Below are 17,753 nucleotides of genomic sequence, written 5' to 3'. Positions count from 1 at the left end.
TACTCCAATATAAAGCAAATCTCACTAAGTTATTTTAAAAAATTTATTTATAACTTATCTTATAAAACACAGTTAGCTGGACCTGCGTGTTCCATAGGCGCAGCTTCAGCTAACTGTTGCATATCAATTTTCCTAGTGCTCAGTCAGATAGCTATTGCTAATGAGCATGATCAGTCTGGATAAAATATATCTTATCAAACTTTAGTGAGAGACACTTTTATGTTAATTCAAATAATCCTGCTGATAGTTCGTAGTAACGACCTTTCTGTTCGATTAATTGGTCATGGTCACCTCGTTCTATAATTTCACCGTGCTCGAGTACCATTATCGCTTTAGCTGAACGGACTGTTGATAAACGGTGCGCGATAATAAATGACGTTTTTCCTTCCATCAAACGATCCATACCTTTTTGGATGAGTTTTTCCGTACGTGTATCAATTGATGATGTTGCCTCATCTAAAATTAAGATCGGCGTCTCAGCAATGGCAGCTCTAGCTATTGCTAAAAGCTGTCTTTGACCTTGTGATAGACTAGATCCGTCTGCTTTAAGTACTGTCTGATAGCCATTTTCTAAATGTCGAATAAAGGTATCAGCATTTGCTAACTTCGCTGCAGCAATCACTTCTTCATCTGTTGCATCTAGTCGACCATAGCGAATATTCTCCATTACTGTTCCAGTAAATAAGTGTGTATCCTGTAATACCATTGATAACGATCTTCTTAGATCAGCCTTCTTAATTTTATTTATCTCAATCCCATCAATACTAATATTTCCTGATGGGACATCATAAAATCGGTTAATTAAGTTTGTGATCGTCGTTTTACCGGCACCAGTAGATCCAACAAATGCAATTTTTTGTCCTGGCTTTGCATATAACGAGATATTTTTTAAGACTGTCTTATTTTCTTCATATCCAAATGTAACGCCATTAAATACGACATTTCCTCTTACGTGCGTATAATGAACTGTACCATCTTCCTTCAACTCTTTCCAAGCAAATTCGCCTGTACGGTAGTTTACTTCTTTCATCTCATTTTGCTCATTAATTTCAACAGGAACCATTGTAATATGACCATCGTCTACTTCTGGTTTTTGATCAATGACACCAAAAACTCGTTCAGCACCCGCTAATGCTGTTAGGACGGAGTTCATTTGTTGAGAAATTTGGTTAATCGGATGTGATAAAGTTCTTGTGTACTGTAAAAACACAATAACTGTTCCGATCGTCAAGAATCCTTTGATTGCTAAGACCCCTCCTGCCATCGCAGTAAAGGCATATAGCACATAGGATAAGTTAATCATAATCGGCATTAAAATATTGGCAAATACGTTTGCTTTTGTCGCATTTTTTCGTAATTCTTCGTTTAACGCATCAAATTCCTCAATTACTTTTTCCTGGCGTGAGAAAACTTTAATGACCTTCTGACCTTCAATCATTTCTTCAATGTAGCCATTAACACGGCCAAGTTCTTTTTGTTGTTGCATAAAGAAGCTTGCGCTTTTCCCACCAATAAATTTGACAAATAACATCATTAAATAAATCATCACGACAACGATAATTGTTAATTGCCAACTGAAAATAATCATCATTGTAAACACACCGACGACTGTGATCAGTGAATTTAGGAAACCAGTGATAGTATTTGAAAGCACTTGTCTTAATGTATCAATGTCATTTGTATATAAGCTCATTAAATTCCCATGAGTCGTTGTATCATAAAACTTGATTGGTAATTTTTCCATTTTTCTAAACAAGTCAACACGGATCTTATACAATGTTCGAGTTGATACACCAACCATAATTCGGTTGAATGCATACGTTGATATAACCCCAACAATATAGACTATACCAACTCCACCGATAACTAAGAGAAAGTCACCTGTTAATTTGTCAGCACCACTTTCTAGCATTGGGTGAAGGAAATCATCAATCACAATTTGTAATGCAGAAATCCCGATTATGTTTGCTAATGAGCTGATAATAATTGCAAAGAATACAATGACAAGTAGCCATTTTTCATCCTTCATATATCGAGCAATTCGCTTAACTGTGTCACCGAGATTCGAAGGTTTAGCCATAGCTTTTGGGCCATCTCGCATTGGTCCACGAGCTTCTCTTGCTGGCTTACTCATCTGCGCCCACTCCCTTACTTTGTGATTCATAAATTTCTTGATAAATCTGATTAGATTCTAGTAATCGTTCATGGCTATCAAAGCCATTGATTTCTCCATTATCTAAAACAATGATTTTATCTGCATGTGATACCGAACTTACACGCTGTGCGATAATTAATGTCGTTACATCCTTAAATTTATTTCTAAACGCTTCTTGGATAGCAGCATCTGTAGCTGTATCAACGGCACTCGTCGAGTCATCTAAAATCATCACTTTAGGCCTCTTAAGGAGGGCGCGTGCTATCGTTAATCGTTGTTTCTGACCACCTGAAACGTTAACGCCACCTTGACCAAGCTCGGTATCATAACCGTTAGGGAAAGACATGATAAAGTCATGCGCCTGAGCTGCTTTAGCCTGCTCGATTACTTCTTCATCTGTTGCGTTTTCGTTACCCCATTTTAAGTTCTCTTTAATTGTTCCGGTAAAGAGTACATTATTCTGTAACACCATCGCTACCTGATCTCGCAATGTGTTTAATTTATAGTCTTTTACGTTATGTCCCCCAACAATTACCTCTCCACTTAGTACATCATATAAGCGTGGAATGAGCTGGACTAGCGTTGATTTCGATGATCCTGTCCCACCAATTATTCCAATTGTCTGACCAGATTCAATTTTTAAATTAATGTTTTTAAGGACAAGATTATCTGGATCACGATTATAACTAAAATTAACATGTTTAAATTCAATACTGCCATCTTTAAGACTTAACTCAGGGTTAGCATTCTCATCATCAAGAAGAGGAACCTCTTCTAAAGCTTCAATAATTCGAGAAAATGATGCTCGAGAGATAATTAACATAATAAAGATCATTGATAACATCATCAACGAAATCAATGTTTGCATCATATACATAATAAAGCTCGATAATTCCCCGATTTGGAAGCTACCGCTAACTACCATATTTCCACCAAACCAAAGAATCGCTAGAATACTCGAATAAATGATAAATTGCATAATTGGCATGTTTAAAATAACGAGTTTTTCAGCTTTTAATTGTGTTTCTTGAACAGCTTTTGCACTATCAATGAATTTATCTTCCTCATATTCTTCACGCACAAATGCTTTAACAACACGGATATTTACAATAAAATCTTGAACCTTTTCATTTAATGCGTCATATCTTTCCAACATTTTAAGAAAACGTGGATGTGCATTGCTCCCAATTAAATATAACGCTACTGTTAAAATCGGAATGGTAATAATGAAAATCATTGATAAGCGCGCATTAATAGAAACTGCCATAATTGCTGCACCCACTAGCATAATTGGTGCTTTTACTGCCATACGTAGAATCATCATTAATGCGTTTTGCGTATTCGTTACATCAGTCGTTAGACGAGTAATCAATGATGACGTAGAAAATTTGTCAACATTTCCAAATGAATAGGTTTGAATTTTACTAAATAGACCAGATCGAATGTTCTTTGCAAATCCCATTCCAGCTACTGCTGAATATCGACCACTTAATCCTCCACAAACTAATGCCAATACGGCTATTACAATCATTATTAATCCAATTTTTATCGTATATGATATCCCACCATCTCCCTGGATTCCATAGTCAACGATGCGAGCCATTAAAAATGGAATTAACAACTCAAATACTACTTCTAAAGCAACCATGATTGGTGCTAAAATGGCTTCTTTTTTATATTCACCTAAAAAGGGCAATAGTTTCTTTACCATTTATCGTTCCTCCTGTCTTGCAATTAATTTACAACAGCTATTTAGTGTCTTCAGATTTTAGATTAGTTTGGATACTTTTCAGATATTTAACCAATTGTTTAACATCATCATTAGAAAAACCACGATATATTTTCTGGTCAATAGCTTCCTTATGAGATTTAAATTGGTTTAAAACATCAGTTGATTTTTCGGTTAATAAAATGTTATTTGTCCGTCCGTCAATCGTGCTTTTTTGCCTTTTGACAAAGTCTTTTTCCTCCAACCGATTCAAAAGTCCAGTTACTGTTGGATTTGACAGTCTGAAATGTTGTTCGATATCTTTTTGACTGATTTCATCTTTAACTCTGCTAGCAAAGCCTAAGTATAGAAGTAAATCTCCTTGTGATGCTGTTAGGTTTTGCTTTTCGAAATAAAGATGCTTTACTTTTTCTAACGCAAAATAAGTTAACCGAATGTTAAAAATGAGATCTTCTGACACAAATAACCCTCCAATACATAGCATGCTATCTATTATCACGCTAAATAATTGTAATGTCAATCATTTCACTCACATATTTTCTCGATTTTAGACCTTATTAATCAGTTCAATTTTATTTAATATGGTTGGTATCGTAGAATCGATATAATTTTCTTTATCAACCCTAATATTATAAATCCACTCTCTAATAAAACCGAAGATACTCCAGAACATTGATACCGCAATTAGACGAAGATCTTGCTCTTGATTACTAGCAGCATTGTCTTTAAGTAATAGATAAAGCTGATCAATTAATTGTTCTGTCATTCGATCAGATAATTCTCGATTAAAACAGGTAAAATCATATTGGCAATAGGCTGCTACAACCTCAGCATATTTAAAAAAAATATGATATATTTCTTTAATTGCTTCTTGATCAACATGACGAATATTACTTAATGGTGTGATTAAATAATTATCAAAGTCCATCAATAATGTCTTCTCGATTAAATCTTGCTTATCTTTAAAATGATAATAAAATGTTGCTCGATTAACATTTGCTTTCTCTGCTATTTCCTTTACGGTAATCTCATCTAAAGCCTGTTCCTCTGCCAATTGCCTAATCGCTCTCATGATCATTTTTCGTGTTCGAATAATTCTAGGATCTAGCCTCTTCCCCACGTCATCAGCTCCATTCTATTTCATTTTTACCAATGAACAGTTTACAGATAATTATACATGACTTATCTTTACAGATGGAAGGAAATATTAATAATAATTGGAATCTATTTTTGACTAAGAAACCTGAACAAAGAAAATCCTTGTTCAGGTTTGGCTACGTGTATTTTTTTGTTGAATTATCTTCACTAATCTTCGCCCTATACAGTGCAACTTTAATAATAAATAAAATTCCAATTGAAATAACACCAATTAATCCATCAACCATATCAGTAGAATAGATGAGCATTTTTCTAGCAGTAGCATAAATCATCACATCGACAATATTACTTGGTTGATGTTGAATTAGCATAATGGCCAATTCAAGACCAATAATCAAAATGAGTAAATACGATAATATGTTTTGAAAATTATCGTAGTCTAATAAATGTTCAGCCACACCTTCTTGAATTGTCGAGACAATTAGCGCTATGGCACCGGCCAGCACCGTAATAATAATTAATGCCGCTAGAAACATTTCAATTCCAATAATTACTTTAGAAAAGCGATTACCTAATTCTCTAAAAACAGGTAAACGCCTCTTTTTATTTCTCATTACCATCACTCTTTTCTAATCAATTTGCAACATTCAGATTTACAATCTTATTTTAACCTTAAATCGATTATTACAACGCGGACATCTAGCAGTATGTACGCCTATTTTCCGTGGAAGTCGTAATTGTGCTCGACAGTTGGGACAGCGTCGGTAACGATGAGTACCAATATCTCTCATTCGCATCCATAATCGATTTACTATAGACTTTATTTGATTGATAAATCTTAGAAATGCTTGATTCTCAGCATAACGTCTGTCAATATTTTTTGAAAATACCCGATAAAATGTCCAAGCAATTAATAGTAATAAGAAAATATTCAAATATATAGAATTATTTATCTGTCGTAAAACGATTAAGCCGACAAAATATAAAATCAAACTGGTCACATAAATATGATCAATCCCATATCGTCCTTGCATAAATTGTGACAGCCTTTGCTTAAAACGATTCAAATCTATTTCCCACCTTTGACGTGTAATCTACCGCAACGTACTTTAATATAAAAATATTCATCTTAAACTTTAGAGACCCTTTTCAACTTAGTGTCTTGTAATTGATACTGTTTAGCTAAATGAATACCGTATTCAGCAAATGTCTGATTTGCATTAGTCATCTCATTAACCATTTGCTGACTTAATATAAGTGATGGATTTTCTATATTACCTTTCATCTGACAAACAATCGGCATATACTTGTCAGTTCCAATAGCTTCATCAAGTAAACAAGCAATACGATCAATCTTCTCGATAATCTCAAGCGCCCATTTTTCAAGTTGGACATTTTCTCCAAGTTGATTAATTAAAGTTAAATTAGGCTTTCTCCCTAATAAAGCAACAAGCTGTTGATTCTGATTCGCATTCATTTGTTGTGTTTCAGTTAATTCCGCACTTTCTTCAAATAGACAATATAAAACAAAGAGATGAATGAACTGTAATTGTTCCTTCGTGATTGCTAATTTATCAAATGGATTCAAGTCCAATAAACGCAACTCAAAATATTGAATCCCACGCTGCTCTAGAGCATCAAGTAACGTTTCATCCTCTTTCTGCACTTGACGAAAACGAATCGGTGCATAAAATTCAGCTTCACTTTGTAATTCTTTTGTATTTAATTGAATCCGTCTGCCATTTTTGTTTACGCCTATTTTTTCATACTTCGGATTATCGATTGAAAGCACATGACGTAAATCGTTAATGTGCTCAGTGAGACTATTATATGAAATATGATACTTATCTTCTATCGCTGTTGAATAGCCGAAACGACTTGTTCGAAGCGAAGTAGCATAACGATCTATTTCTTTTATATCAAATGTTTGACTGAACCATTCAGATTGGCATGCTTGCATTTTTTCATTAAAAACAGAACGATAGCTCTGATCGACTACTGGGGATGCGCCAAAAAGATAAGTAATTAACCAGCGATACGTCAAAACATTCCGGCTAATTTTCATATATAGTTGATTAATAAATGCTTGTCTCGACTGCTCTGGAGCCATCGCTTGATGTAATTGATCAATTAATTGATCTGAAAATGAATAATTATAATGAATACCAGAGATCATCTGAATCTTTTTCCCGTATCTTACAGATAAGCCTTCACGGTAAGTTTCTTTATCTTGACCATCGGCTAAGTGTGGAAATCTAGCAATTGGAATATCTTCCTCATCAGGTAAGACAGGTGGCATACTAAATGGCCACATTAATTCATCATTGATCTGTTTTTTAGTGAAATCATATATTTTATTTAGTTCATCGATTACTTTCTCAATTTTGTCATGAGGCTTTGTCATAAATTCTAATTGACTCTCCGCAAAATCTAATGTAATTGATTGACTTGCTTTTTTAGTAGCTAATACTTTTGGGTGTGGCGTTAATGCAATCGAACCATCTGAATTAATTCGATGTGTTTCTCGCTCAATTCCCCAATTACCGGTTTCTAAACCTTCAGCTTGATTGTGCTTAAAAAAACTTATGATTTGATTAAATGTAAAATCCACGTGATCCCAACCTTTTATCAATCTCTATCTAAATACACACTTCTACTTATTATGATTCAGCTAAATAGTACCATACTTTATTAAAAAGCACGCCTATAATGCTCTTATATACCAAAATCTATTCGTTAAAAAAAAGCGAGCAATTGCTCACTTTTAATCACGACAAAATATGACTTAACTCATCTTATTTTATCAACAATATAGATTAAAGCAAAATATTAATCAGTTAATATTGAAGAAATTTTAATAATTGCTTTTCTTCATTTTTCATTGAAGCCTCTTTGCACATTAAATATTCTCCATAATAATCGCCTTTATATCTAAATTGGCCATGGTGAACAGGTTTAAACCCGTTTTTAAAATAAAATTGGATTGCAGCATAATTTTTCTCATTAACGTATAGTGCTATGCGGGAGTATTTCTTCATTAATCTATCAATCACTTCTGAACCAATCCCTTGATTTCGATATGATTTATCGATAACTAAACTATGAAGATAGTAATAATCATCATTAATCTCACTATTTAAAATATGGGCTACTTTACGGTAAAACCGGATCCTTCTAAAATAACTAAGCCGATTCATATGAGCCTTCAAATTATTGAAACTGTGCTGCTCAATTTGAAAACGATCACTAATTGGATACACAATTAAAAAGCCAACCAAGCTCTGTTTAATAAATATACCCTTTAAATAATGATTCATGATTAGAGGGGATGTTCTTGATAAATGCGCTTGGATAATCCTTTTGGCAAAACGACCGTAACCAAGCTGATGACTAATTGGATTAGCCTTGTAATACCATTCTACAAGCTGAGGATATCTTCTTGAATCAGAAATTGCCTTTAATGTGACACTCATTCCCATTCTTGAACACCTCTCAATAATAGATTTACTTCACCTATTACTAATTCGACACATTAGAAGTAAACCCTTTATTTTAGCGGACTAATTCAGATCTTTGATTAAAAGTATTCCTATAAAATTATTGAATAACTTTCCCTAAGGCAAACACTATTTTTGAGTAAGAAAAGAGCACTGAACGAATACCTGTATTTCTGAAGGTACTCGTTCGTGCTCTTAATCTTCCATTGATCTTATACCGTAATATTCATATATTACCTATTCAGCATTTGTCTGTAGTGATTGACGTAAGTGATCTGTTAATTGTGCCATTTCAATCACTCTTTGATTCAATTCATTCATTCTATTATTTTGATCCTCAATATTTGCAAACACTTCTTGAACGGAAGCTGTTAGCTGTTCTGAAGTACTAGAAACATGATTAACTTCATCGACTACATTTGCTGATGACTCTGTTAAAATATTCATTCGCTCATTAAGATCAGTCGCCGACTGTCGGAGATGGTCAATGAACTGATCAATTTTTTGGAACGCTTGATTTGTTTCGTCAGTTAATTTCTTACCTTTACTAAAAATCTCGATACTCTCATTAACTCGATTTGTCGCAGCTACTGTTTTAGCTTGAATTAATCCTAAAATCTGACTAATTTGCTCTGTCGATTCAATCGAGTGTTCTGCTAGTTTCCTAACTTCTTGGGCTACTACAGCAAAGCCTCTTCCAGCTTCCCCTGCTCGTGATGCTTCAATCGCAGCATTTAATGCTAGAAGATTCGTTTGATCAGCAATATCAGAAATTGTTTCTAGGACTTGACCTACCTGAGCAGTAGCTTCATTTAATTCTGACATCTCAGTAACAGTTTCACTTAGTCTTTCATCAACGACTAAAATGGTATCATTCAACTGATGTACATCTTTCGAACCACTTGCAACAATTTCACTAGTTTCTATCGCATTGTTGTTCATTTCTGTTGTTTGGTCAGAAATAACTGATACTTCCTCATTCATTGCAACAATTGATTCATTCATTTCATTAGCGCTATGCGTTTGACTTTCTACACCTCCAGAAATTTCTCTAAAAGTTGACGTCAATTCATTAGAGTAATGATTCGTTAAAGTTGCATTTTCAGACAATTGATCATTGAGTTGATCAAGCTGCTCAACAGTATATTTTATTTGCTTAACTAGCTCCAAGGTTTCTTCCTTTGCCTGTTCAGAAGCTTTAGCCGCATCAAATGCTTGAGCTTGTATATTCTTTCCTATCATACTTTGATAGATTAAAATCAATGTTACTAACAGAAAAACAAGATTAAACGATACATAATATGTTGGCGAAAAGTTTGTGATGGCGCTTTCTCCATAACGAAGTAAAAAGATATTAGTAATTAATAGACCGAAAGCACCTGAAACTAATAAGTATAGAGAACGATGGTACAATGTAATAATGGCTAAGCCGAAATATGTAATTAAATAAGTCGTGATTGACGGTCGATTTTCAAGCATAAGAAATGTCATTATATTTACGCTTAAGATAATAACAAAAGGGATCAATGTTGTAAGCTTTTCAATTTTATAAAATACAAATAAAATAATTAGCGTTCCTACCCCAAAACCAACAATCATCATAACAGTTTCTAGTGGAAACTTACCTAACGCTAAGATACCTCCAGCTATAATAACTGCAATTAAGCAAAGACTAATTAACAGTCGATTTCTTTCTTGAAAGGTATACGTTCTTTTCTTCATGAAAAATTTAACCTCCAATATAGCAATATATTCTCATTATATCATTAAATTACAAGAATTGTGTCGAATTATTTGTGACTATCTCGTCAAAATATTAAACATATTAGTACAAGTTCCACTCATTTTATGCTATGGTAAACTGTAGAAAAGAAATAAAAGAGGTTACTTATCTTTTGAATTCTTTTAACTCGTCAATAACATAATTGGAGGAAGCAAAATGTATACGAAAGAGCATTTAATCAATGACTTGAAGCGACTTGGTATTAACAAGTTCGGTACGTTAAAAGTTCACTCATCATTTAAGAGTATTGGTAATGTTGAGGGTGGTCCAGAGACTGTTCTAGATAGTCTATCTGAATATATGGCTGACGGACTACTTGTTTTACCAACACATACATGGGCATACATAAATCAAGGTAATCCGGACTACCATGTTGATAACTCTGAGTCAAACGTTGGTATATTGACTGAATTATTTAGACATCGCGAAAGCGTTGTCAGATCGCTACACCCGACACACTCAGTCGCTGCATTAGGTAAGGATGCTGAAGAGTTTATTAAGAATGCGCACAAGCATGACACACCTTGTGCAAGAACATCACCTTACGGAAAATTATTAGATCGCCATGCTCAAATTATGCTTTTAGGAGTCGATCTAACGAAAAATACATTTATTCACGGGATTGAAGAATGGGTTGATATTCCGGGTCGAGTAACTGATACGCATGAGCAGCTATACAGTATCGATTCAGACGGTACTAAACATTCTGTACCATCTAGAAGACACTTTGGCAAGACATGGTCGGATCATTTCTGGAAAGTAGATGACTATTTACTCAAATTAGGTGCCATGCATATTGGTAAATTTGGAGATGCCGACGTTCGTATTTGTGACACTGTAAAAATGACTGAAATTATTACGTTAATGCTTGAAATTGACCCATTACTTTTTGAGGATATTGAGCCATTGACGGAGGAATTTTCAAAAGAATTTGAAGTAAGATGGAATGAGCGGAAAAACTAATTATTAAACATATGAAAATAGATGTAACGTCAATCAATAACTAGACGTTACATCTATTTTTTATACTAAATGATGCGATTAAATCATTTACTCGAATTTAAACCATCCGAAGTTGAAGTGGCTACCTGGTAGAAAAATAAACATCACTGTTTGCTTACCTTTAACAGGTGCTAATTGATATTTTCGCTCTTCATATTCATTTGATTCGGTGAATTCAATAACTTGATTAGTTTGTTCTTTGTCATCAATAAACCGAACATGAATGGTATTTTTATCAATTGGTGAATGACCGTAAACAGTAACTGAAGATATACCTTCTTCACCAAAGTCCATTTCTTCAAAGACAAATGACACATTATTGCCGATTTTCTCAACCATTGTGTCTTTTAATTCAAATGTATCACCATAAATATGATCAGCTTCAGTGACTAGATGTTGCTCTAATCCTCGTTTAAAAGGTGTAAATGAAAAACCTTTAATATGGACTTTTGCTCTTAGGCGGAAATAGATTGATGTTAAACCTGTCAGACGTTTTGATAAACGATAAGTATCTGATTGATAGACATTCCAAATCGATTCTTTCTGGTAAATAACATCTGCTAAAAGCGTGCTATCTGGTTGATCAGGCATTCCTTCCCATATTTCAATCGGATACTCCTCATCACTCAAAGCAAAGATCGGAATTGTGATTAAATCCGAACCACTTTTGCCAAAATCAATTTTATGATAACCAATAATCGTTTCACCATCTCGACTTGTTGCAATCCCTCGTTCATTTCCACTTGTCACTTCGCCCACGTAATCATCATATAATCCAGCTGAGACGAATTCATATGGATTTTTATAGGCTTCACCTAAACCCGATGCTTCCATATCTAATTCAGAAATTAATTTAACTTTATTTGTGCCATTTTTTGTAGTACAGCGGACACGAAACTTTCCATCACCAACAGCCTTAACCTTTGATTTTAATCCATCACTTTCAATTTCAGCAATGTTTGATTTAATGCCTCTATCTGTAACGACACTCCACTCAACACTTTGATATGTTGTATTTAAAGGGTATAGTATCGCCTCAAAATTAACTTCAGTTTGGTTTGGTGATAACTGAAGACCAGATTTACTTTTAATTTCAATTTTTCTTACAGGTACTTCATCTATTTGGCCGACTTTCACCTGAGTTGGTTGATTAGCTATAAAAACATGATCTCGTTCATTGCCCTTATCACTCGGAATTGCTTCGAGGGTTAATTTAGCGCTAACTAAATCTTTTGAACGCACATTCACTTCAATAAGGCCAAGCTCATCTGTTGCTGCAATGATCGCCATTAATTTTCCACTAAATAACCTGCGGCTTGTTCCTTTATATTGATCAATATCTGTACTATCACCATTATCTAATCCAATTAAACGACCAGCTCCATTTACTTCAACATTGACGCGATTTGTGGCATTTTTAACTTGATTACCCGCTTCATCTTCCGTACTAATTTCAACAAAAATTAAGTCTTGTCCATCAGCAATTAATTGTTCCTTATCAGCAGATAACACGACCTTCTTAGCATCAGTAAATGAACGTTCTTGATCTGTAGCGATGATTTGGTCATTTTCATCATAAGCAATCGCTGTCAACTCACCTACTTCATATCGTACCTTCCATGTTGGAATAAGTTCAGTTCCAGATTGGTGGTCAATTTCTTTAACACCTAACGACTTTCCATTCAGTTTTAGTTCTACCTTTGGTGCATTACTTGCAACTCTGACATCGATTATTTGACCTGGATTGAAGTCCCAATATGGGAAAATATGAATCATCGGGTTTGATTTATAATCGGTCCAATTCGCCTGATAAATATAATACGTATCTTTAGGAAATGTAGCTGTATCAATCTGCCCAAAATATGAATTTTTTGTATGATATGGCGTTGGTTCTCCAATATAATCAAAACCTGTCCAAATAAATTGACCAAGGGTATATCGTGCATCACGATGAGCAATAATCGACGCTTCATGAGAACGAGCACCCCAACTTGTTGCACTATTACCAAGTGCAGAGCATTGTTCATCATCATCAGCTAAAATCGGTTCTTCTAGTGGAAAATGATATACCCCACGACTTTGGACAACAGATACTGTTTCACTTCCATAAATCACCCAATCTGGAAATTGTTTATGGTGTTCATCATAATATTTATCACCATAGTTATAACCAACAACTTTTAATAAATCAGCTGCTCTTCTCGTGTTTTCCCATGGTAAATAATTTGACCCAAATGTCACAAAAGCATTTTGCTTTGGATCAAATTTTTCAACATAGTCTTTCAGCATTTGCGTGACTTCCAAGCCTCTCTCACCAGCATGTGTATCATAAACCTCATTACCAATTCCCCACATGATTAAGCTTGGATGGTTGCGATCACGTTTAACCCAGCTCTTCACATCACGATAAGCCCAATCCTTGAAAAATCGAGCATAATCATATTCTGTTTTCGGTCGTTCCCACATGTCAAAAGCTTCAGATACAATCAGAAAACCAAATTCGTCTGCTAAATCCATCAATTCTTTTGCTGGCATATTGTGAGCAGTACGAATAGCATTGACGCCCATTTCCTTTAAAATCTGAAAGCGACGTCTTAGTGCAACTGGATTAAATGCTGCACCTAGTGCACCTAAATCATGGTGTTCACAAACACCATTAATTTTCAGTTGTTCTCCGTTAAAAATTAGCCCTTTATTTGGGTCTAGTTCAATCGTGCGAAATCCAATCCGATGAACCTGCTTTTCTATTAATTTATTTGATTGATCTATTAATGATGTTCTTAATTCATACAAATTAGGCTCTTCAGGAGACCATAGATTGGGATCTGTAACAAGTAATTTTTGTTCGATTGTTTGACTACTTAAAGCGGTCTCGATCGTTTCAGTTATTTTTTCATCTTGATTAAATAACTCATGCTTTACTTTTACTTGCTCAGTAAGTGATAAATCTGTTTCAATTTCAATTGCCCAATTGGTACCCCGCTCTTTTGTAGAAATATAAATACCATCCGATTCGATATAATTTTTCCCACGTGTTTTCAGCCAGACATTTCGGTAAATTCCAGCACCTGTATACCAACGACTATTTGGACTTTGATAAACAACCTTTAACAATATTTCATTATCACCCTGATAAAGTTGATCCGTTATATCATGCTCAAATGCAGAATAACCGTATTTCCACTCTCCAACATACTTACCATTTACGTACAAAGTTGAATCCATGTAGACACCATCAAACCGTAAAATGATTTTTTCAGTTTGATCATATGTGAAACTTCTTCTATACCAACCGATACTATTCTCATATAAATCTTCTGTTTGATAGATTAACCAATCATGCGGTACTTCAATTGGTTTAAAGTCTAGTTCATTAATAGAAACCTCGTCCAAAGGAGTTTTTGCAAACGACCAATTGTCATTAAAAAGAATACATGTGTTCAATATTATCCCCCCTGAGTAAGCCCTTTCATTTCAGACGGATTTTAACACACCGTATTACTTAAGTCAAACTCTATTACCTGGATACAAAACAAACAGGGTATCGATAAAGACCCCTGTTTGCATTATTGACAGTATAAAATTATAGCATTATATAATCGCAGTTACGCCACCATCAAAGACAAACTCTGAACCAGTTGTAAATGATGACTCATCTGAAGCCAAATAAACAATTAAGTATGATGAATCTTCCACCGATCCAATCTTTCCTAACGGTGTTTTTTCTTTAATCGCTTCAATTGCAGCCCTACTATCAGGCTGTTCTATCATAGCTGTTTGAATCGCGCCAGGATGAACAGAGTTAACACGGATATTATATTTACCTAATTCAGCTGCAGCAGAACGTGTCATACCACGAACAGCGAATTTAGACGCACTATATGCCATCCCTCCATACATACCAGCCATTCCTGCTATTGAAGAAATGTTAATTATTGATCCGGCTTTTGTTTTCTTCATAGATGGTAAAACTTTTTTCATGCCAAGGAATATTGAAAGTTGGTTAACATCAATTACTTTTTGATATTGCTCTTCAGTCATTTCCTCTAAAGGAAGTGTAAGTGCAATACCAGCGTTATTTACTAAAATATCAACAGGACCAAATTCTGCTTCAGCCTTCTCGACTACTTTATCCCAATCAGCTGATTTACTTACATCCTGCTCGATGAAGATTGCATTTCCACCAAGCTCTTCTTCTAGTTTTTTACCGTCTTCGATATTCAAATCGGTAAAGACTACTTTGGCACCTTCTTTAACAAACATTCTAACATTTGATGCGCCCATTCCAGCTGATCCACCAGTAATAATTGCAACTTTTCCATCTAATCTACCCATGATCAATCATTCCTTTCAATAATGTTTGTGAAGTATTTCACATGATTATAATAGCAAATAGGGAAAAACAATACAAGTACTATTTTAAAAGTTTTTCAGATAAAAAAACGACAGAGAAAATTGCTTTTCCTCGTCGTTTTTCTAAGATTAATAGACTTCATTTAAGTGATCTACAGCTGCACGTTCAATTGGTAATCCAGCCTTGTATCGTTCCATAAATAATTCAAAGCTCTCGACATCTTCCTGCTGTGGTGCAATTGTTGTTGCTTGTTGATTAGCGAATACTGTTTTGTTTAAGTAATCATCTAATGGCTGATCCTCAGCTTTGTTAATCATATAAGCAGCAAGCAGCGCGATTCCCCAAGCACCGCCTTCATCAGCCGTCTCCATAACTGTTACCGGAGTATTAAGAGCAGCAGCCATAATTTGTTGGCCTACTCCCTTAGTCTTAAATAAGCCACCATGTCCTAAAATTTCATCTAATTGAACTTTTTCTTCTTTAAGTAAAATATCCATTCCCATCTTCATTGCGCCTAAGGCAGAGAATAAATGAGTCCGCATAAAGTTCGCTAATGTAAATTTACTATTTGATGAACGAACAAATAGCGGTCGACCGTGCTCAAAACCAGTTATATGTTCACCAGATAAGTAACCGTAGGATAATAGACCACCAGTATCTTTATCACCTTTTAATGCTAGATTATAAAGCGTACCGTAAATCTCATTCATATCAACTTCCATACCCATTGCTTCAGAGTACTCAGCAAATAGGTTCACCCATGCGTTAAGATCTGATGTACAGTTGTTCGAGTGTGACATAGCTACTAAACTACCAGTAGGCGTTGTTACAAGGTCAATTTCAGTATGAACTTTTTCTAATTCTTTCTCTAAAACGACCATTGCAAAAACTGATGTACCAGCAGAAACATTACCTGTACGCTCCGCAACACTATTTGTTGCTACCATACCAGTACCTGCATCCCCCTCTGGTGGACATAAAGGAACACCAGCTTCTAATTGACCAGTTGGGTCAAGTAATTTTGCCCCCGCTTCTGTTAATGTACCCGCGTGCTCTCCAGCAACTAAAACATTGGCCAATAAGTCTTCTAATTTCCATGGCAATTGTCTTGGTGCAACCAATTCATTAAATTGATCTATCATTGTTTGATTAAATGATTTTGTATTAAGATCAATTGGGAAAACACCTGAAGCCTCTCCAACACCTAAAACTTTTTCACCTGTTAATTTCCAATGAACATAACCCGCTAATGTTGTCACATGATTAAGTTCTGAAATATGGTCTTCTTGATTTAGAATTGCTTGGTAAAGATGAGCGATCGTCCATCTTTGTGGAATATTATAATTAAATAACTCTGTCAATACTTTTGATGATTGTTCAGTAATATTGTTTCTCCATGTTCTAAACGGAACAAGTAACTGATCATTTTTATCGAAGGCCATATAACCGTGCATCATCGCACTAAAACCTAATGAACCGATTTTCTTTAACGGTACACCATATTTATCTTTTACAACTTGTGCTACTTCTTGATAACTGTTTTGTAAGCCATTCCAAATTTCATCAACACTATAAGTCCAAATGCCATCGACAAGACTATTCTCCCACTCATGACTTCCAACAGCGATCGGATTATGATCTTCACCAATTAATACTGCTTTAATTCTTGTTGAACCAAGCTCTATTCCAAGTGATGTTTTACCTGCTTCAATAGATTGTCTAATTTGTTGACTCATAAACATTCCTCCTAAAAATATCAATGATAATAAGCAATAATATATCCGTACAAGTACAATAAAACTTAACTTTTAACTAGTAAAGTTATCATCTAAATCATAACATTAATTGTTTCATAGTCCAAGTTAATTCTGTTTAATGTTAATTAACTTTAAATCTATCAATGTTTCCAGGCAATAATAGAGTGTTTTAGGCCTTTAGTCGTTTTAGTTAAAATAGGTTCGTACCAGTTGGGTAAGTCGACTATTATAATTAAAATCCAATCGTTTTATAGTAGAAATGCAACCCTCAATTTAGAGACCAGCGACAATGTTTTTGTTATTGTTGGTGATACACTTGAAGGGAGAAGATATTATGGTGGACAATAGTGAATAGACTTATCCTCAAAATACATGAGA

12 protein-coding genes are annotated in these 17,753 nt (G+C 34.7%); 1 reads left to right on the top strand and 11 read right to left on the bottom strand.

Features of this window, described 5'->3' with window-relative positions; all coding sequences use genetic code 11:
- Positions 1–217: 217 nt before the first annotated feature.
- The 8 genes from AXY_RS03025 to AXY_RS02990 all read right to left on the bottom strand — a co-directional run bounded on the left by AXY_RS03025 (position 218) and on the right by AXY_RS02990 (position 10,201).
- The gene (locus tag AXY_RS03025) at positions 218–2,134 is read right to left on the bottom strand and encodes an ABC transporter ATP-binding protein (protein ID WP_015009315.1); all 1,917 of its coding nucleotides are present in this window, start codon (positions 2,132–2,134) and stop codon (positions 218–220) included.
- Positions 2,127–3,866 (bottom strand): ABC transporter ATP-binding protein, encoded by a 1,740-nt coding sequence (locus AXY_RS03020; RefSeq protein WP_015009314.1) that lies wholly within the window; start codon positions 3,864–3,866, stop codon positions 2,127–2,129. The genes AXY_RS03025 and AXY_RS03020 overlap by 8 nt, the downstream gene beginning before the upstream one ends.
- Before the next feature lie 37 nt (positions 3,867–3,903).
- On the bottom strand, positions 3,904–4,344 hold the full coding sequence (locus tag AXY_RS03015) for a MarR family winged helix-turn-helix transcriptional regulator (protein WP_015009313.1): 441 nt from the start codon (positions 4,342–4,344) through the stop codon (positions 3,904–3,906).
- Positions 4,345–4,431: 87 nt separating this feature from the next.
- Positions 4,432–5,004 (bottom strand): TetR/AcrR family transcriptional regulator, encoded by a 573-nt coding sequence (locus AXY_RS12210; RefSeq protein WP_015009312.1) that lies wholly within the window; start codon positions 5,002–5,004, stop codon positions 4,432–4,434.
- A 154-nt stretch (positions 5,005–5,158) separates the two neighbouring features.
- Positions 5,159–5,596, bottom strand: coding sequence for a phosphate-starvation-inducible PsiE family protein (locus AXY_RS03005; protein WP_015009311.1), 438 nt, complete (start codon positions 5,594–5,596; stop codon positions 5,159–5,161).
- 515 nt (positions 5,597–6,111) lie between these two features.
- A complete protein-coding gene (gene gshA / locus AXY_RS03000; protein WP_015009309.1) occupies positions 6,112–7,593 on the bottom strand; it encodes a glutamate--cysteine ligase in 1,482 nt (493 codons plus the stop codon).
- A gap of 226 nt (positions 7,594–7,819) precedes the next feature.
- On the bottom strand, positions 7,820–8,461 hold the full coding sequence (locus tag AXY_RS02995) for a GNAT family N-acetyltransferase (protein ID WP_015009308.1): 642 nt from the start codon (positions 8,459–8,461) through the stop codon (positions 7,820–7,822).
- A gap of 255 nt (positions 8,462–8,716) precedes the next feature.
- Complete coding sequence (locus AXY_RS02990; RefSeq protein ID WP_015009307.1) at positions 8,717–10,201, bottom strand: methyl-accepting chemotaxis protein; 1,485 nt, start codon at positions 10,199–10,201, stop codon at positions 8,717–8,719.
- A gap of 217 nt (positions 10,202–10,418) precedes the next feature.
- On the opposite strand from AXY_RS02990, the gene AXY_RS02985 reads away from it, so the two are divergent.
- Positions 10,419–11,225, top strand: coding sequence for an AAC(3) family N-acetyltransferase (locus tag AXY_RS02985; RefSeq protein WP_015009306.1), 807 nt, complete (start codon positions 10,419–10,421; stop codon positions 11,223–11,225).
- Positions 11,226–11,312: 87 nt separating this feature from the next.
- On the opposite strand, the gene AXY_RS02980 is transcribed toward AXY_RS02985, so the two are convergent.
- The 3 genes from AXY_RS02980 to AXY_RS02970 all read right to left on the bottom strand — a co-directional run bounded on the left by AXY_RS02980 (position 11,313) and on the right by AXY_RS02970 (position 17,354).
- Complete coding sequence (locus tag AXY_RS02980; RefSeq protein WP_041450090.1) at positions 11,313–14,708, bottom strand: glycoside hydrolase family 2 TIM barrel-domain containing protein; 3,396 nt, start codon at positions 14,706–14,708, stop codon at positions 11,313–11,315.
- 147 nt (positions 14,709–14,855) lie between these two features.
- Positions 14,856–15,599, bottom strand: coding sequence for an SDR family NAD(P)-dependent oxidoreductase (locus tag AXY_RS02975; protein WP_015009304.1), 744 nt, complete (start codon positions 15,597–15,599; stop codon positions 14,856–14,858).
- Between the two features lie 147 nt (positions 15,600–15,746).
- Positions 15,747–17,354 (bottom strand): xylulokinase, encoded by a 1,608-nt coding sequence (locus AXY_RS02970; RefSeq protein WP_015009303.1) that lies wholly within the window; start codon positions 17,352–17,354, stop codon positions 15,747–15,749.
- Positions 17,355–17,753 lie beyond the last annotated feature (399 nt).

It is taken from the genome of Amphibacillus xylanus NBRC 15112 (assembly GCF_000307165.1).
Classification (GTDB): Bacteria; Bacillota; Bacilli; order Bacillales; family Amphibacillaceae; genus Amphibacillus; species Amphibacillus xylanus.
Note: the sequence above shows the minus strand (reverse complement) of the source record. Positions and strands in the feature narration are given on the sequence as shown.